This window comes from Nereida sp., assembly GCF_965655635.1.
In the GTDB taxonomy this organism is placed as follows: domain Bacteria; phylum Pseudomonadota; class Alphaproteobacteria; order Rhodobacterales; family Rhodobacteraceae; genus Nereida.
This window is the reverse complement of record NZ_CBFHHE010000016.1, coordinates 25754-41880: the sequence shown is the minus strand read 5'-3', so window position 1 is coordinate 41880 and position 16127 is coordinate 25754. Positions and strand designations below refer to the sequence as shown.

Annotated in this window: 17 protein-coding genes; 13 read left to right on the top strand and 4 right to left on the bottom strand. The window is 54.0% G+C overall.

What is annotated here, in order from left to right; all coding sequences use genetic code 11:
- Positions 1 to 80: 80 nt before the first annotated feature.
- Complete coding sequence (locus tag ACTF5M_RS06970) at positions 81 to 1244, top strand: M20 aminoacylase family protein (protein ID WP_438960313.1); 1164 nt, start codon at positions 81 to 83, stop codon at positions 1242 to 1244.
- Between the two features lie 3 nt (positions 1245 to 1247).
- On the opposite strand, the gene moaA is transcribed toward ACTF5M_RS06970, so the two are convergent.
- Positions 1248 to 2252: a GTP 3',8-cyclase MoaA gene (gene moaA, locus ACTF5M_RS06965; protein ID WP_438960312.1), complete on the bottom strand. Its 1005-nt coding sequence runs from the start codon at positions 2250 to 2252 to the stop codon at positions 1248 to 1250.
- A 105-nt stretch (positions 2253 to 2357) separates the two neighbouring features.
- Here moaA and ACTF5M_RS06960 point away from each other — a divergent pair, with 105 nt between their 5' ends.
- The gene (locus ACTF5M_RS06960) at positions 2358 to 2831 is read left to right on the top strand and encodes a hypothetical protein (protein ID WP_438960311.1); all 474 of its coding nucleotides are present in this window, start codon (positions 2358 to 2360) and stop codon (positions 2829 to 2831) included.
- A 7-nt stretch (positions 2832 to 2838) separates the two neighbouring features.
- Here ACTF5M_RS06960 and ACTF5M_RS06955 read toward each other — a convergent pair whose 3' ends face one another.
- Genes ACTF5M_RS06955 through glmU form a run of 3 tightly spaced genes read right to left on the bottom strand, consistent with a single transcriptional unit; the run spans position 2839 to position 6721 of the window.
- On the bottom strand, positions 2839 to 3549 hold the full coding sequence (locus ACTF5M_RS06955; RefSeq protein WP_438960310.1) for a DNA alkylation repair protein: 711 nt from the start codon (positions 3547 to 3549) through the stop codon (positions 2839 to 2841).
- Positions 3550 to 3551: 2 nt separating this feature from the next.
- Entirely contained in the window at positions 3552 to 5366 is a 1815-nt protein-coding gene (gene glmS / locus ACTF5M_RS06950; protein WP_438960309.1) for a glutamine--fructose-6-phosphate transaminase (isomerizing), read from the bottom strand.
- Between the two features lie 2 nt (positions 5367 to 5368).
- Positions 5369 to 6721, bottom strand: a complete 1353-nt coding sequence (gene glmU, locus ACTF5M_RS06945) for a bifunctional UDP-N-acetylglucosamine diphosphorylase/glucosamine-1-phosphate N-acetyltransferase GlmU (protein WP_438960308.1) — start codon at positions 6719 to 6721, stop codon at positions 5369 to 5371.
- A gap of 132 nt (positions 6722 to 6853) precedes the next feature.
- Here glmU and ACTF5M_RS06940 point away from each other — a divergent pair, with 132 nt between their 5' ends.
- From ACTF5M_RS06940 to ACTF5M_RS06890, 11 genes are all read left to right on the top strand, one after another.
- Positions 6854 to 7525, top strand: coding sequence for an HAD-IA family hydrolase (locus ACTF5M_RS06940; protein WP_438960307.1), 672 nt, complete (start codon positions 6854 to 6856; stop codon positions 7523 to 7525).
- Between the two features lie 53 nt (positions 7526 to 7578).
- The gene (locus ACTF5M_RS06935) at positions 7579 to 8790 is read left to right on the top strand and encodes a DegT/DnrJ/EryC1/StrS family aminotransferase (RefSeq protein WP_438960306.1); all 1212 of its coding nucleotides are present in this window, start codon (positions 7579 to 7581) and stop codon (positions 8788 to 8790) included.
- A 219-nt stretch (positions 8791 to 9009) separates the two neighbouring features.
- On the top strand, positions 9010 to 9399 hold the full coding sequence (locus ACTF5M_RS06930; RefSeq protein WP_438960305.1) for an NADH-quinone oxidoreductase subunit A: 390 nt from the start codon (positions 9010 to 9012) through the stop codon (positions 9397 to 9399).
- A complete protein-coding gene (locus ACTF5M_RS06925) occupies positions 9390 to 9923 on the top strand; it encodes a NuoB/complex I 20 kDa subunit family protein (protein ID WP_438960304.1) in 534 nt (177 codons plus the stop codon). Before ACTF5M_RS06930 ends, ACTF5M_RS06925 begins: the two co-directional genes overlap by 10 nt.
- A 44-nt stretch (positions 9924 to 9967) precedes the next feature.
- Positions 9968 to 10597 carry an NADH-quinone oxidoreductase subunit C gene (locus ACTF5M_RS06920; protein WP_438960303.1) on the top strand — a complete coding sequence of 210 codons (630 nt, stop codon included), beginning with the start codon at positions 9968 to 9970 and terminating at the stop codon, positions 10595 to 10597.
- A complete protein-coding gene (locus ACTF5M_RS06915; RefSeq protein ID WP_438960302.1) occupies positions 10597 to 11808 on the top strand; it encodes an NADH-quinone oxidoreductase subunit D in 1212 nt (403 codons plus the stop codon). The genes ACTF5M_RS06920 and ACTF5M_RS06915 overlap by 1 nt, the downstream gene beginning before the upstream one ends.
- Before the next feature lie 75 nt (positions 11809 to 11883).
- Complete coding sequence (nuoE, locus tag ACTF5M_RS06910; protein WP_438960301.1) at positions 11884 to 12963, top strand: NADH-quinone oxidoreductase subunit NuoE; 1080 nt, start codon at positions 11884 to 11886, stop codon at positions 12961 to 12963.
- 77 nt (positions 12964 to 13040) lie between these two features.
- Positions 13041 to 13811 (top strand): NADH:quinone oxidoreductase, encoded by a 771-nt coding sequence (locus ACTF5M_RS06905; protein ID WP_438960300.1) that lies wholly within the window; start codon positions 13041 to 13043, stop codon positions 13809 to 13811.
- A 90-nt stretch (positions 13812 to 13901) separates the two neighbouring features.
- The gene (locus ACTF5M_RS06900) at positions 13902 to 14111 is read left to right on the top strand and encodes a DUF5337 family protein (RefSeq protein WP_438960299.1); all 210 of its coding nucleotides are present in this window, start codon (positions 13902 to 13904) and stop codon (positions 14109 to 14111) included.
- A 44-nt stretch (positions 14112 to 14155) separates the two neighbouring features.
- On the top strand, positions 14156 to 15451 hold the full coding sequence (gene nuoF, locus ACTF5M_RS06895) for an NADH-quinone oxidoreductase subunit NuoF (RefSeq protein ID WP_341246527.1): 1296 nt from the start codon (positions 14156 to 14158) through the stop codon (positions 15449 to 15451).
- 159 nt (positions 15452 to 15610) lie between these two features.
- A complete protein-coding gene (locus ACTF5M_RS06890) occupies positions 15611 to 16012 on the top strand; it encodes a DUF5333 domain-containing protein (protein ID WP_438960298.1) in 402 nt (133 codons plus the stop codon).
- The last annotated feature ends 115 nt before the right edge of the window (positions 16013 to 16127 follow it).

Sequence of the window (16127 nt, the reverse complement as noted above, 5' to 3'; positions counted from 1 at the left end):
GGGTGCCACCATCTGGACTATCTGACGTGCTCCTGATTATGTCTCAGTGCGCACTTTCATTATTGATTGAGACTTAGCCGATGCCCATCAAAAACCGTTTTGCAGAAATGCTGCCCGAGATCACTGAATGGCGCCATGATTTTCACGCCCACCCCGAGTTGTTGTTCGACACCCATCGAACAAGCGGCATTGTGGCCGAGAAACTGCGCGCGTTTGGCTGTGATGAAGTTGTCGAAGGTTTGGGCCGTACCGGTGTTGTTGGTGTGATCAAGGGTAAGGTTGATACAGAAGGTCGCGTTGTGGGGCTGCGCGCAGATATGGACGCGCTTCCGATTTTTGAGGCCACTGGCCTTGCGTATGCCAGCAAAGCCGAGGGTAAGATGCACGCTTGTGGTCACGATGGCCATACGTCGATGCTGCTTGGTGCAGCGAAATATTTGACCGAAACACGAGCCTTCAATGGCACAGTGGTTGTGATCTTTCAGCCCGCTGAAGAAGGTGGCGGTGGTGGCCGAGAAATGGTGAATGACGGCTTGATGGAACGGTTTGGCATTCAAGAGGTCTACGGAATGCACAATTGGCCCGGTGTGCCCGTTGGTACATTCGCAATCCGTTCTGGGCCGTTTTTTGCAGCTGCTGACAACTGGACCATCACCGTCAAGGGGCATGGCGGGCACGCGGCCAAACCGCATGAAACGGTCGATCCCACGGTGACGGCCAGCCATATGGTGATAGCGCTTCAAAGTATCGCCAGCCGAAATGTCGATCCGACCAAACAAATAGTGGTATCGGTGACCAGTTTTGAAACCGAAAGCAAAGCGCACAATGTCATCCCGTCAACCGTGACCTTAAAAGGGACTGTCCGTACGCTTGATGAGGAAGTTCGAGATTTAGCTGAGCGCCGTCTAAGCGAGATTGCCAATGGCACGGCCAAGATGATGGGCGCCAGGGTCGAGGTCGACTACCTGCGTAATTATCCGGTGATGGTAAACGCCGAAGCTGAAACAGAATACGCCGCTGCTGCGGCGCGCGCTGTAAGCGGTGCGTGTGATGAAGCGCCATTAATTATGGGAGGCGAGGATTTTGCGTTTTTGTCCAATGCTCGTCCCGGTGCATATATTTTGGTTGGCAACGGTGACACCGCGCCAGTGCATCACCCAGAGTACAACTTTACCGATGACGCGATCCCTGCGGGCTGTTCATGGTGGGTGGAAATGGCTCAAAGCCGCATGCCACTTGGCTAGACCTTAGCCACCCGTGTGTGACATGTGCCGCGCCACTTGGCCTTCTACGCTCTGTCTTGAGTAATCAAAGTCGTGGCCATTTGGCTTTAGGCCAATTGCCGCGCGAATGGCGTCGTCCAACTGTTCATTGCCTTCACTAGCGCGCAGCGGTGCGCGAAGGTCCGATTTTCCGTCTTGGCCCAAGCATGTGTAAATCTCGCCTGTACATGTGATCCGCACACGATTGCAGCTTTCACAAAAGTTATGGGATAGCGGGGTGATGAACCCAATCTTCTGACCTGTCTCCTCAACCCGAACATAGCGCGCTGGACCACCTGTTCTGTCGCTCAGGTCCGTCAGGGTATATTGGGTTTCAAGTGTTTCGCGCAGTTCTTTTAAGGACCAATATTGTCCGATCCGGTTCTCGTTACCGATGTCGCCCATTGGCATGACTTCGATCCACGTCAGGTCCATGTCGCGTTGCGCACAGAACTCAGCCAGTGTGAACAATTCATTCTCGTTGAAGCCTTTCAGAGCAACGGCGTTCAGCTTGACCCGCAAGCCTGCTGCTTGTGCGGCATCCAATCCACGTAAAACTTGGGGTAGCCGCCCCCAGCGAGTTACTTCGGCAAACTTTGCTTCATCAAGCGTGTCGAGGCTTACGTTAATGCGGCGCACACCTGCAGCGTAAAGCGCATCCGCATATTTCTCTAACTGGCTACCGTTGGTGGTGAGGGTCAGTTCATCCAGTGCGCCGTTTTCAAGGTGCCGGCCCATAGCGTTGAAAAATGTCATGATTTCGCGGCGCACAAGCGGCTCACCACCTGTGACCCTCAGCTTACGAACGCCCATTGTGATGAAGCGGCTGCACAAACGGTCAAGCTCTTCGAGGGTCAACAGATCACGTTTGGGTAAAAACGTCATGTTTTCAGACATGCAATACACACAGCGGAAATCGCAGCGGTCAGTAACAGACAGGCGTAAATAAGTGATTGCGCGCGCAAAAGGGTCGATAAGAGGCATATTCATGGGGCGAATGTAGGCAGCTCGCTGATGCGCCACAAGTTCAAAACCGGCGTTTTCCAGTCGATAAAACCGGTTGTTCGGTCTTCTGTCACCACCTAAGCTTGAGCCATGAGATATTTTGTTATTGGTTTGAGTTTGCTGGCCCTGCTTGGTGGGTGTGATGTGTTTAATCTGGCCTCATCCCGCCCTGTCATTCAAGGAGTTGAGGCATCGCAAGGTAGCGATAGTAGCAAAGCCGATGCTCCGACGGTCCCCAAGACTGCACGCACGGCTGAGGCTTTTGATATAACAACGCCAGCGGAACGCGCGGCTGCGGTGCAAAAAAATCCTGAGGCGTCGACATTTTTAGGCGAGACCATCGCAAGTCTTGGCAATCCTGCTGACATCGGCATTTGGCTTTTGACCCCGCTGGTCGACACAGCTCAGACGGGTAGGGTGCAATACGGCGATGCCTCTGTCGTGCTGGAGCTACGTCCGATCACGGGAGAACCGACAGGGGCGTCGCAACTATCCCTTTCCGCGATGCGGCTGTTAAAAGCCCCGCTAACCGAACTGGTTCGTGTCAACGTTTTTGCGAGTTAGTAGCCCGTTACCCGTTGAATAGCCGTGCGTAGTCTTGAGACGCAAGTTTGCGGGCGGCTTCTTTTTGCGCAAACGGCTTTAGCTTCTGGCCATGTTGGCTCAGGAAATCATGCACGCGGGGGCTGTCATGCTTTGACAACTCGCGAAGCCACCACGCGATTGCTTTTTGAATAAACGGCTCATGATCGGACGCCAACTCAGCAGCCCAGCCCAACACTTGGTCACGCACCGCCAATTCAGCTTCTTTAGGGGTGTTTTGTTTAGTCCAAGGTAGCGTCATGACTAACGCAGCGCGGCGGGTCCAAATGTGCTCTGATGTTACCCATGGAACAAGGTCTTCTACGCGATCAGGGGTCCATACCAGACGTTTTTGTCCTGCGATTGAAACGGCGTCGGTGATTGCCCAGCAGTCAAATTCTGGAACCCATGACTTGATTAAAGCCCATGCTTCGGTGTCGTCCGGACGAATACGCGCTTGGGTCAAAAGTTTTGCCGCAGCGATGCGTCCTTCAAATGAGTTACTGTCCCAAAGTGCGCCACACACCGCGAGCCTTTCTTCCAACGAACACGCCGCGCGCCATTCTTTGCACAGCGTTTCAATAACCGGTGCTGGAACCCCCAGATAAGGGCGCGCAACTTTGTGATAGTCCCGCATTTTAAGGGCTTCGGCTTCGTCACTATGAGCGCTTAAGGCCTCAATGGCGGCTTGGGGTGTCATGTTTATTCCACGGTCACAGATTTGGCGAGGTTGCGGGGTTGGTCCACGTCGGTCCCTTTGGCGATGGCAGTGTGATACGCAATTTGTTGGGCTGGTATCGCATAGAGTAGCGGGGCCAGCGCATCGTCGACTTCGGGCAGGATCAGCGTTTCCCAAACCCCTTCGCCCGCTTGCTGTGCGCCTGCACTATCTGTGATCAACAACACTTTGCCGCCTCGGGCCATGACTTCTTGCATGTTGCTGATGGTCTTGTCGAACAGCGCATCGCTTGGGGCTAACACGATCACGGGCGTCTTTTTGTCCACCAACGCGATGGGGCCGTGTTTTAGTTCACCTGATGCATAACCTTCGGCGTGTATATAGCTGATTTCCTTGAGTTTTAGTGCGCCTTCAAGGGCTAATGGGAACATCGCACCACGACCCAAAAACAGAATATCCGTGGCCGATGCCAGTTTACGGCTGACGGCTTTTACCGCGCTACTGCCAGCCAAGGCGACATTCATCAGCCCTGGCATGGTGTGTAGCTGATCCAGCCGCTCTGACAGCTGTTCTGCGTTCAGGTGGCCGCGTTGGTGGGCTGCATGCAGGGCCATGATCAACAAAACCGTCAGCTGGCACGTGAAGCCTTTGGTTGAGGCAACGCTGATCTCGGTGCCCGCAAGAATGGGCAGGCTGATGTCCGCTTCACGGCTGATGCTGGATTCCGCAACATTGACCACGGACACGATTTGTTCGGCGTTTTCTTTGGCGTAGCGCAGCGCGGCCAATGTATCGGCGGTCTCGCCTGACTGGCTTACAAAAAGCGCAACTGTGCCACTTGTCATAGGAGGCTCGCGGTATCTGAACTCAGACGCAACATCCACTTCAACGGGCAGACGGGCGATCTGCTCAAACCAGTACTTCGCAGTGAGGCACGCAAGGTAGGCTGTACCACAGGCCACCATTGTAAGCCGCTCAATTTTGGTGAAATCCAGCTCTGTCGGCAGTTGTATCGCGCCGCCGCTGACGTAATGGTTCAACGCATTACCAACCACTGACGGTTGCTCTGCGATTTCTTTGGACATGAAGTGTTTATGCCCACCTTTTTCAACCTGTGCGGTATCGATTTTAATGGTGCGCTTTTCGCGATTAGCCAGCGTGTTGTTGACGTCGCGAATTTCAAGGCTTGCGCGGGTCAAGACGGCCCAATCACCTTCTTCAAGATACGTGATCTGATCGGTCATGGGCGCCAGCGCAATTGCATCAGACCCCACAAACATCTCGCCGTCGCCGTGCCCAATCGCGAGGGGTGAGCCCTTACGAGCCACAACGATAAGGTCTTCCTCACCTTCAAACAAAAAACAAAGTGCGAAAGCGCCGTGCAGTTTGTCGATGGTTGCTTTCGCGGCCTCAACGGGCGCAATCCCTTGGTCGATGTGCAGTTGCGCAAGCAAGGCGATGGTTTCTGTATCGGTGTCAGTCACAAAGCCGATGCCGTTCTGGGCCAGCTCGGTGCGTAGCTCTGCAAAATTCTCAACGATACCGTTATGAACAACCGCAACCCGTGCGGTCATATGCGGGTGGGCGTTTTTCACCGATGGGGCACCGTGGGTCGCCCAACGGGTGTGGCCGATGCCGGATTTACCGGCCAGTGGTTCATGTACCAGCAAATCTGCGAGGTTAACCAGTTTACCAACCTCGCGCCGCCGATCAAGGGTACCGCCATTTACCGTTGCAATGCCTGCACTGTCGTAGCCACGATATTCCAACCGTCGCAACGCATCGACGAGGATAGGTGCGGCTTCGTGATTGCCAAGGATACCAATAATACCACACATCGTTATTTGCCCTCGCTTCGTTTGGCTTTGGCGGCGCGGAGCTTGTCCATCAAACGCTTACCTAGGCCTGTTTTGTTGTCTTGTTTTGCCCGTGCAATCGCCAGATCAGCGTCTGGTACGTCTTGGGTGATGACAGAGCCACTTGCGGTCATTGCATCCGCGCCAACACGCACGGGGGCCACAAGCATCGTGTTCGAGCCGATGAAAGCCCGTGCGCCAACGTCGGTGTGGTGCTTGAATACGCCGTCATAGTTACAAGTGATTGTGCCTGCCCCCAAGTTTGCCGCAGCCCCGATGGAAGCATCGCCCACGTATGATAAATGGTTAACTTTTGCGCCCGTCTCGAGGACTGCGTTTTTGATTTCAACGAAATTGCCTACTTTGACGTTTTCACCTAATTCTGCCCCCGGTCTTAGGCGCGCGTAAGGTCCGACTACGGCGCCGGAACTGACGTGGCAGCCCTCAAGGTGTGAAAAGGCGCGAATACGCGCACCGCTTTCCACCGACACGCCATTGCCGAAAATGACGTTCGGCTCAACTACTGTGTCGCGCCCGATGAAGGTATCATGCGCAAAAATAACAGTGTCAGGTGCTTGTAGGGTGACGCCGTTGTCAAAAGCCTCCAGGCGTTTGAAATTCTGAAAGATGGCTTCTGCGCGGGCCAATTCGGCGCGCGAATTCACGCCCATGGTTTCTTCTTCATCACAGATCACGATACCTGCGCTGCGCCCCGATTGGCGGGCGATGCTAACAATGTCTGTGAGATAATACTCGCCACTGGCGTTATCGTTTCCAACAGCTTCAACCAGCTCAAACAGTACTTTTGCATCAGCGCAGACCACACCGGAATTGCATAGGCTGATCCGACGCTCTTGTGGGCTTGCATCCTTAAACTCAACGATACGCTCAAGGCTGTCGCCGTCCATGACAAGGCGGCCGTATGTGGCAGGGTCCTCGGCGTCAAAACTCAAAACAACCACATCCGAGGTTGCGCGTGCGTCAATCATCGCCTCCAGGGTTTGCGCTGAAATGAACGGTGTATCTCCGTACAAAACGATTGCATTGCCTTCAAACGAGCCCAGAATATCCTTGGCTTGCGCCACGGCGTGTGCGGTGCCCAGTTGTTCTTCTTGTAGCACCACTTGGGTCATCGGGTTCCAGTCCAGCGCGCCTGCTTCAACCACATCTGCTCCGTGTCCCGCCACGACAACGATGCGCGATGGTTCAAGTTCTTCGCCAGCCTTTATCGCGTGCACCAACATAGGAGCACCGCCAATTTCATGCATCACTTTGGGCAAATCCGATTGCATGCGGGTGCCTTTTCCGGCGCCAAGAATTATTAATGCTACTGCCATGTTTCTTTTCTACTCTAGCCAACGCCTTTGGCTCGTTTTATCCGTTCAAGGGTGAGGCGCAAGGGGGCGGCCCGTCACATGACGCTTCAAGACCGTAACACACCCCACGCTCAGCTTTGAAAGGCGCCCGCGATGCAAACAGTAATTTTCGATTTGGATGGAACATTGGCGGACACCAGTGGGGATCTGATCGCGGCAGCCAATGCTTGCTTTGTGGATCTGGGGTGGGGCGACTTGTTGGACCCTACCCGTGACGCTGGCACAGCGTTGCGTGGCGGTCGCGCGATGCTGACGTTGGGGTTTGAGCGAAAGGGCGCCGAAGGGCAGGCCGCTGCTGCGGATATGGACGCATATTATCAAAAGCTGTTGACCCATTACGGCGCAAATATTGATACCCATACCACGCTTTATCCCTATGCGATGGAAGCTATCGCAAACCTGAAGGCGGAAGGATACTGCGTGGGTATCTGCACGAACAAACCCGAAGGCCTTGCGCGTTTGTTGCTGACGCGTCTTGGTGTGTTGAGCGAATTTCATTCGCTGATCGGTGCAGACACGCTGTCTACACGCAAACCTGACACCGCGCCCTATGTGGCGGCGGTTGAGCAAGCGGGCGGCTCAGTTGAAAGATCATTGTTGGTCGGGGACACAATGACCGACAGGCAGACTAGTTTGAATGCGGGCGTCCCGTCTGTATTGGTCACTTTTGGACCCGGCGCCGAGGACGTTAACGCCATGGATCCCGAGGCGCTGTTGTCAGATTACCGTCACCTGCGATCTGTGGTCAGCTCACTTATCGGCTAGACCTGCGGCGAATGGTGCTTGACGGCGCGGCAACAGTTTGTCCAACTGTGAATATGACAAAGCACGCCCCACAACCCGCCACGCCTGATGTTTTTACTGGTGCGTTTACGCAGCAAGAACCGATCCCTCAGGAGGGCATTGATGCGGCGTTGGCCGTGCTGAATGGTGGGCGCTTGCACCGCTATAATACCCACGGTGACGAGATCGCCGAAACTGCGCTGCTCGAAGAAGAGTTCGCAGCACAAATGGGGTCAAAATACTGTTTGTCTTGTGCCTCTGGCGGCTACGCTATGGCCACCGCAATGCGGGCCTGTGGTGTGAAGGCGGGCGACAAAGTCCTGACGAACGCGTTTACGCTGGCTCCTGTGCCCGGAGCGATTGCTAGTCTGGGCGCTACCCCAATTTTTGTGGGTGTTGGCGAGGACTTGAAAATTGATCTTGATGACCTTGCGGTTAAGATTGATCAGGCTGATGTTTTGTTGTTGTCACACATGCGTGGCCATATTTGCGATATGGACCGCCTTATGCAGATTTGTGATGCCGCTGGTGTGAAAGTGATTGAAGACTGTGCGCACACGATGGGGGCCAAGTGGAAAGACACTCATTCTGGTCGCCACGGGGTGATGGGGTGCTATTCAACGCAGACCTATAAGCACGTCAATTCGGGTGAGGGCGGGCTGTTGATCAGCGATGATCCTGATCTGATGGCGCGTGCGATTATGCTGTCGGGTTCTTACATGCTTTATACGCGTCACCGCGCAGCACCGCCCCCCGAAGCCTTTGAGCACGTGCGTCTGCATACCCCGAATATTTCTGGCCGAATGGATAACTTGCGTGCGGCTATCCTGCGCCCACAATTGCGTGATCTTGATGCACAGGCAAAACGTTGGAACGACCGCTACAAGGTTCTGGAAGACGGGCTGGCGGGCGCAACCAGGCTTACGTTGATTAATCGTCCTGCGGACGAGCACTATGTGGCGTCATCATTCCAGTTTTTGTTGCTGGATTGGGCTGATGTAGAGATCGTTGATTTTGTCGCGCGCTGTGCTGCGCGTGGGGTCGAGCTCAAGTGGTTTGGTGCCGATGATCCTGTGGCCTTCACCAGTAAATACGACAGCTGGAAATATGCCAATCCGACGCCGATGCCCGCCACTGACCGTGTGTTGAAGGGCGTGATGGATATGCGCTTGCCGCTGACGTTCTCGCTTGAGGATTGCGCCCACATTGCACGCATTATCCGTGAAGAAGTCGCCATTAGCGCCTAAGAATTTCATCCGCGCTGTTAGTGGTGCTGAGGGCAAGGCGGAGACCGATACGTCATGCCACGTCTCAGCGCGTCAATTCGCCGAAACGAGTTCTAAGATAAAAGCCGCCAAATTGCGCCAAAAGCTGGTCCAAGGCGTTGACGCGTCAAGGCGGTGGGGGTAGGACAGGCGCAGCCAAAAGTCCTGTGCGTAGCACGCCTGCGCGACACATTTCAGGAGATGCAAACTGTGGAAACCCTTTCGACACAGGCCCTTGCGGGTCAGTATTTGCCCATTCTTGTGTTCCTTGCGATCGCAATCGGTTTGGGTCTTGTCTTGATCCTTGCAGCGGTTGTTGTTGCTGTGCGCAGCCCTGACCCAGAGAAAGTGTCGGCTTATGAGTGTGGATTTAACGCCTTTGACGATGCGCGGATGAAGTTTGACGTGCGCTTCTACTTGGTCTCGATTTTGTTCATCATTTTCGATCTGGAAGTGGCGTTTTTGTTCCCTTGGGCCGTGGCATTTAAAGATATTTCAATGGTCGGTTTCTGGTCCATGATGGTATTCTTGGGCGTTCTGACTGCTGGCTTTGCATACGAATGGAAAAAGGGAGCGCTCGAATGGGAGTGATGGCCGGACCAAATACTGCAGGTTTCGACCGCGAGGTTGCTACGCAGGAATTGAACCGTGAGTTGTCCGACAAGGGCTTCCTCGTAACGTCGACCGCTGACATCATTAACTGGGCGCGCACGGGCTCGCTGCACTGGATGACGTTTGGCCTTGCTTGCTGCGCTGTTGAAATGATGCACACCGCGATGCCGCGCTATGACATGGAACGGTTCGGCACAGCGCCGCGCGCCTCCCCACGTCAATCCGACTTGATGATCGTTGCGGGTACATTGACCAACAAAATGGCCCCTGCTTTGCGTAAAGTGTACGATCAGATGCCAGAGCCGCGCTATGTTGTCTCGATGGGGTCATGCGCCAATGGCGGTGGATACTATCACTACAGTTACTCGGTTGTGCGTGGATGTGACCGTATTGTTCCTGTTGATGTGTATGTACCGGGTTGCCCGCCAACGGCAGAAGCCCTGCTTTACGGCATCATGCAGCTGCAACGCAAAATCCGCCGTACTGGTACGATTGTACGCTAAGAAGTTCCGACCCGAAAACGCCTGAAAGGCAAAGGAGCGATCCTATGACCGCAGAAACCATGACACCCGCCGCAATGGATGAACGGGGCGCTTATATTGCTGCCAAACGTCCTGATTGCGTGCTGTCATATTCCGTTGATTTCGGTGAGCTGAACGTGTCTGTCGCGTTGGGTAGTATCCACGGCCTAATCGATTGGCTGAAGACTGACCCTACGTGCCGCTTCAACTCTTTGGTTGATATCACAGCAGTTGATAACGTTGGTCGTGCACGCCGGTTTGACGTGGTTTATCACTTACTGTCCATGTATCAAAACCACCGCATTCGCCTGAAGGTTGAGGTGCGTGAGGACGATATGGTGCCATCCATCGTTGAAGTGCACCCATCGGCTAACTGGTTTGAGCGTGAAGTTTTTGACATGTTTGGTATCCTCTTTTCAGGCCACCCAGATCTGCGCCGCTTGCTGACGGATTATGGTTTCCGCGGCTATCCCCTGCGCAAGGATTTCCCAACAACTGGCTACACAGAAGTGCGCTATGACGAAGCGCAAAAGCGCGTGGTCTATGAGCCTGTGTCGCTTGTGCAAGAATACCGACAGTTTGATTTCATGTCTCCCTGGGAGGGCGCGCAATACGTCATTCCTGGTGATGAGAAAGCGAAAGGAGAGGCGAAATAATGGACGGCTCCCAATTCAATGACGCCCTGACTGGCGAACAGAAAATCCGTAACTTCAACATCAATTTCGGTCCGCAGCACCCTGCGGCGCACGGCGTGTTGCGTCTTGTGCTCGAACTTGATGGCGAGATCGTTGAGCGTTGTGACCCACACATCGGGCTTTTGCACCGTGGTACCGAAAAGCTGATGGAAAGCCGCACGTACCTGCAAAACCTGCCGTATCTGGACCGCCTGGATTATGTGGCACCCATGAACCAAGAACACGCTTGGTGCTTGGCGATTGAGAAGCTGACAGGTACCGAGGTGCCTCGCCGTGCGCAATTGATCCGTGTTCTTTACTCCGAAATTGGCCGGGTACTTTCGCACATCTTGAACGTGACCACACAAGCTATGGATGTAGGCGCGCTTACGCCGCCGCTTTGGGGATTTGAAGAGCGTGAAAAACTCATGGTGTTTTACGAGCGCGCGTGCGGCGCACGTTTGCACGCTGCGTATTTCCGGCCGGGTGGCGTTCACCAAGACCTGCCCGATGATCTCATTGATGATATTGAGATGTGGACAATCGAGTTTCCCAAAGTCCTCGAAGACATTGATGGTCTTTTGACCGAAAACCGCATTTTCAAGCAACGAAACGCGGATATCGGTGTTGTGACCGAACAAGACATCCAAGACTGGGGCTTTTCCGGTGTGATGGTTCGTGGTTCGGGGCTGGCGTGGGATTTACGCCGCGCGCAGCCCTATGAATGCTATGACGAATTTGAATTTCAAATTCCGGTTGGCAAAAATGGCGATTGCTATGACCGCTACCTTGTTCGGATGGAAGAGATGCGTCAGTCCGTGTCGATCATCCGCCAAGCGATTGCCAAATTGCGCGAAGCAACCGGTGACGTGATGGCCCGGGGCAAAATGACACCGCCCAAGCGTGGTGACATGAAAACCTCAATGGAAGCGCTAATTCACCACTTCAAACTCTACACCGAAGGCTTCCACGTACCCGCCGGTGAAGTCTACACCGCCGTTGAGGCCCCAAAAGGTGAGTTTGGTGTGTATCTTGTCGCTGATGGCAGCAACAAACCGTACCGTGCCAAGTTGCGCGCGCCCGGCTTCTTGCACCTACAGGCGATGGACTACCTTGCTTCAGGCCACCAACTTGCAGATGTTGCCGCGATCATCGGAACGATGGATATCGTTTTCGGAGAAATCGACCGCTAAATCTTTTGTTTGAAAATATCCTCGCCGAAGGCTGGCGTTGCATGGCAACGTCAATAACCCGAAAAGAGACGACCCATGCTACGCCGACTACACTCTGAGCAACCAGACAGCTTTGCCTTTACCGCCGAGAACCAAGCGTGGGCTGAAGCGCAGATCAAGAAATACCCAGAGGGTCGCCAAGCATCTGCGATCATCCCACTTCTTTGGCGCGCCCAAGAGCAAGAAGGTTGGCTTAGTCGTCCGGCGATTGAGTATGTGTCAGACATGCTTGATCTTGCATTCATTCGCGGGCTTGAGGTGGCGTCCTTCTACTTTATGTTCCAGTTGCAACCTGTTGGTAAAATTGCACATATCCAGATTTGCGGCACAACATCCTGCATGATCTGTGGTGCGGAAGACTTGGTTGCCATTTGCCAAGAAAAGATCGCTCCGAAGGCGCATCAAATTTCTGCTGACGGGAATTTCTCGTGGGAAGAAGTTGAATGTTTGGGTGCCTGCGCAAACGCTCCGATGGCGCAAATTGGTAAAGACTACTTCGAAGACCTCACTGCAGAACGGCTCGGCACACTTTTGGACGAACTTGCGGTTGGTAAAACCCCGCAAGTTGGGCCGCAGAATGGCCGTTTCGCAGCTGAGCCAGCGGGTGGCATCACCAGCCTTACTGATTTCGTGAACGCTAAGATTAAGCTGAACGCCAGCGCGCAATTGGCCCATGACATTGGTGACAGTGTTAAACGTATTGATGGAACTGAAGTGCCTCTTTTGACGCCTTGGATCGACAAAGCCGCAAATTCTGGTGCGAAACCACCGGAACCTGCGGCGCGACCAAAGCCTGCTAATGCGCAGAAAGCTACTACTACGCCAGCGGCTACCAAAGCCAAAAGCACACCCAAACCCAAAGCCTCAGATGACGCAGGCAAAAAGCCTCGCACCATGAAAGCCCCGCGCAAAGCCGGCGCGGATGACCTGAAACTGATCAAAGGTGTCGGTCCAAAGCTGGAGAAGCTTCTTAACGAGATGGGCTTTTATCATTACGATCAAATCGCCAAATGGGATCCGGCCGAGCTTGCTTGGGTTGACGCGAACTTGGAAGGTTTCATTGGGCGTGCATCGCGGGACAACTGGATTGATCAAGCCAAATCTCTTGCATCTTAAGCCAAGACCTAGTTTTCTAGTCCCACAATGAAGGGGAGCTGCTACTGATACTCCCCAAATAGGGACGGAGTATTGGAATGAGCAACTCTTCTGGAGGGATCTCCTGCGCGATCGGATGTTGGATGGTTGGCGCAGTTTTGGGCTTGGTTGCCTTTGTTATGTTACTGTTGTTCGGGGAATACACCTTTATTCAGGCTGTATTCATGGGCGGCATTGTCTTCTTTATTGCTGGTGCAGCACTAAGCTGGCTTATGTGTCGGCCACTTCCTGCGTTGGGCGAAATTGATGCCAACCGCGCGGGCCAAGCGCCCACAGCTGGTGGTATTGAAACTGCTACGCCTGCTGTTGCGGCCAAACCTACAGCCACTGCAGCGGTAGCGGCGACTGCGACCACGGTGTCCGAACCGGCTGCGGACATGCCGGCGCCAAAACCCGCGGCAAAGCCAAAAGCGGTACCAAAGAAACCTGCAGCTAAGAAGCCAGCCCCTAAGAAGGCTGCTGCAAAGGCATATGCGCCTGCCGCTAAGGCACCCGCGGATACAAAAAAGAAGGCCGCAAAGCCAGTGTCCGCGTCGGGCAAGCCTGAGTTGCTGAAAAAAGCGCGGGCAGGTGGTCCGGACGATCTGAAACAGATCAAAGGTGTTGGTCCAAAGCTGGAAGGTTTGCTGCACTCAATGGGCGTGTTCCACTTCGACCAGATCGGATCATGGCGTAAGAAAGAAGTCGAATGGGTGGATGAAAACCTTGAAGGCTTCAAAGGCCGTGTTTCCCGTGATGAGTGGGTCAAGCAAGCCAAAGTACTCGCCAAAGGTGGCCAGACTGAATTTTCTAAAAAAGTGAAAAAGTAAAAAAGGGCGGCGTTTACTAAGCGTCCAGAGATACGTAGATATGGTCCCGTCCAAAGATATTTTGGGCGGGATTTTTTGTGAGGCTGCCAAGTGAACCGCGACGAAAAAAATGCAAAACAGGGCCGCCTAGCGGCTATGGTCATCGCGGGTTCTGGTCTGCTAGCGATCCTTGCGCCGGCGATTGCGCAAAGCTTGAACCTGACAATCCGCTTTGAAATTCTGCTTTATCTTTTCTCATTGGCGGGATTTCTCTTCGCCCTCGTTCTTGCGCTTCAGGTCTGGCAATCGGGGCGCAAATAAGTCTATAGAGAAGCCAGCCAACACTTCAGACGGGAAACGCGCACATGTTGCAGGACAAAGACCGCATTTTCACCAATATTTATGGGATGCACGACCGCACCCTCAAAGGCGCGCAGCAGCGTGGTCATTGGGATGGAACCGGCGCGCTGATCAAAAAAGGCCGTGACTGGATCATCGACGAGATGAAAGCTTCCGGGCTTCGTGGGCGCGGTGGCGCGGGCTTCCCGACCGGTTTGAAGTGGTCGTTCATGCCTAAAGAAAGCGACGGACGCCCCAGCTATTTGGTTGTGAATGCGGATGAGTCTGAGCCGGGCACGTGTAAAGACCGCGAGATCATGCGTCACGATCCCCATACATTGATTGAGGGCTGCTTGATCGCGTCTTTCGCAATGAATGCCAACGCGTGCTACATCTACATTCGTGGTGAATACATCCGTGAAAAAGAAGCCCTGCAAGCAGCCATCGACGAAGCTTACGAAGCCGGCCTGGTGGGTAAGAATGCTGCGAAATCGGGTTGGGATTTTGATATCTACCTTCACCACGGTGCGGGTGCTTATATTTGCGGTGAAGAGACTGCGCTGCTGGAAAGCCTTGAGGGCAAAAAAGGTATGCCGCGCATGAAGCCGCCTTTCCCAGCAGGTGCTGGGCTTTATGGCTGCCCCACAACAGTGAATAACGTCGAATCGATTGCTGTTGTGCCGACTATCTTGCGTCGTGGTGCGTCTTGGTTCTCAGGTTTTGGTCGGGACAATAACAAAGGCACAAAGCTCTTTGCTATTTCCGGTCACGTCAACCAACCCTGCGTAGTTGAAGAGGCTATGTCGATCACGTTCGAAGAACTGATCGAAAAGCACTGCGGAGGTATTCGTGGCGGGTGGGACAACCTTAAGGCGGTCATCCCAGGCGGGTCATCCGTTCCTTGTGTGCGCGGCGAAAACATGCGCGATGCGATTATGGATTTCGATTACTTGCGCGGCGAGCTTGGCTCAGGTTTGGGCACAGCGGCGGTGATCGTGATGGATCAGTCCACCGACATCATCAAAGCGATTTGGCGTCTCTCCAAGTTCTATAAGCATGAATCATGCGGTCAGTGTACGCCGTGCCGTGAAGGTACCGGTTGGATGATGCGCGTGATGGAACGTTTGGTCACCGGAGAAGCAACACCCGAAGAAATCGACATGCTTTGGGATGTTACCAAGCAAGTTGAGGGCCACACAATTTGTGCGCTTGGTGATGCGGCTGCGTGGCCAATCCAAGGTTTGATCCGCAATTTCCGTGATGAAATCGAAGACCGCATCAAACACAAACGGGTACGCCCTGCAGCTGTTGCCGCTGAGTAAGCGGGACACACAAATTAGACAAGCGGCGCGCATTACATTGCGCGCCGTTTCTGTTTGGCCCGTGTAGTTATGTTTTGGTAGGCCGTTATTAATAACGCGGCGGCGGCAGACATGATCAGGGGACATAAGTGCGTTTGTTCATTTGGAGGACGTTCCCTCATGAAATCTATCCTATTTGCTATTGCTTTCGTGATGAGCAGTGCGCAAGCTTCTTTTGCGAAAGAGCCGTTGAGCAACGTTGATTATATCAACGACCGGCTTTTTGCGGCCGCGGTTGGAGATCAGATCAGGCGCAATTGTGACCGCATTTCTCCGCGGATGTTACGGGTGCTTGCAGACGCGAACAGGCTGAAAAACCATGCAGTAGAGCTTGGCTACACCGAGGCAGAAATTAACGCCTATGTGAAAAACGACACTGAGAAAGCGAAGATGAAGCAACGCCGAGATGCGTATCTGGCGGACAAAGGTGCCTTGGGGCAAGGGGCTGAGGCCTATTGCGCACTTGGGCGGGCAGAGATCGCGCGCGGCTCGCTAATTGGGTCGCTGCTAAAAGCGCGCTAAAATCGGTCACAAGTGGTGGACAACGCAGCGCCTAGGCGATAGTGCGTGAGCGTAACAAACAGATGGCGGCCATGCTCTTTCGCCAAGGCAATCTACGGTCGCATTTGTCGCGAAA

What these genes read in the sequence shown, in the direction of transcription:
- ACTF5M_RS06905 (WP_438960300.1), top strand. Translation starts at nt 13,041, where the DNA reads ATGAGCAACTCTTCTGGAGGGATCTCCTGCGCGATCGGATGTTGGATG.
- ACTF5M_RS06890 (WP_438960298.1), top strand. Translation starts at nt 15,611, where the DNA reads ATGAAATCTATCCTATTTGCTATTGCTTTCGTGATGAGCAGTGCGCAA.
- ACTF5M_RS06930 (WP_438960305.1), top strand. Translation starts at nt 9,010, where the DNA reads ATGCAAACTGTGGAAACCCTTTCGACACAGGCCCTTGCGGGTCAGTAT.
- ACTF5M_RS06925 (WP_438960304.1), top strand. Translation starts at nt 9,390, where the DNA reads ATGGGAGTGATGGCCGGACCAAATACTGCAGGTTTCGACCGCGAGGTT.
- moaA (WP_438960312.1), bottom strand. Translation starts at nt 2,252, where the DNA reads ATGAATATGCCTCTTATCGACCCTTTTGCGCGCGCAATCACTTATTTA.
- nuoF (WP_341246527.1), top strand. Translation starts at nt 14,156, where the DNA reads ATGTTGCAGGACAAAGACCGCATTTTCACCAATATTTATGGGATGCAC.
- ACTF5M_RS06935 (WP_438960306.1), top strand. Translation starts at nt 7,579, where the DNA reads ATGACAAAGCACGCCCCACAACCCGCCACGCCTGATGTTTTTACTGGT.
- glmS (WP_438960309.1), bottom strand. Translation starts at nt 5,366, where the DNA reads ATGTGTGGTATTATTGGTATCCTTGGCAATCACGAAGCCGCACCTATC.
- ACTF5M_RS06915 (WP_438960302.1), top strand. Translation starts at nt 10,597, where the DNA reads ATGGACGGCTCCCAATTCAATGACGCCCTGACTGGCGAACAGAAAATC.
- nuoE (WP_438960301.1), top strand. Translation starts at nt 11,884, where the DNA reads ATGCTACGCCGACTACACTCTGAGCAACCAGACAGCTTTGCCTTTACC.
- ACTF5M_RS06920 (WP_438960303.1), top strand. Translation starts at nt 9,968, where the DNA reads ATGACCGCAGAAACCATGACACCCGCCGCAATGGATGAACGGGGCGCT.
- glmU (WP_438960308.1), bottom strand. Translation starts at nt 6,721, where the DNA reads ATGGCAGTAGCATTAATAATTCTTGGCGCCGGAAAAGGCACCCGCATG.
- ACTF5M_RS06955 (WP_438960310.1), bottom strand. Translation starts at nt 3,549, where the DNA reads ATGACACCCCAAGCCGCCATTGAGGCCTTAAGCGCTCATAGTGACGAA.
- ACTF5M_RS06940 (WP_438960307.1), top strand. Translation starts at nt 6,854, where the DNA reads ATGCAAACAGTAATTTTCGATTTGGATGGAACATTGGCGGACACCAGT.
- ACTF5M_RS06960 (WP_438960311.1), top strand. Translation starts at nt 2,358, where the DNA reads ATGAGATATTTTGTTATTGGTTTGAGTTTGCTGGCCCTGCTTGGTGGG.
- ACTF5M_RS06970 (WP_438960313.1), top strand. Translation starts at nt 81, where the DNA reads ATGCCCATCAAAAACCGTTTTGCAGAAATGCTGCCCGAGATCACTGAA.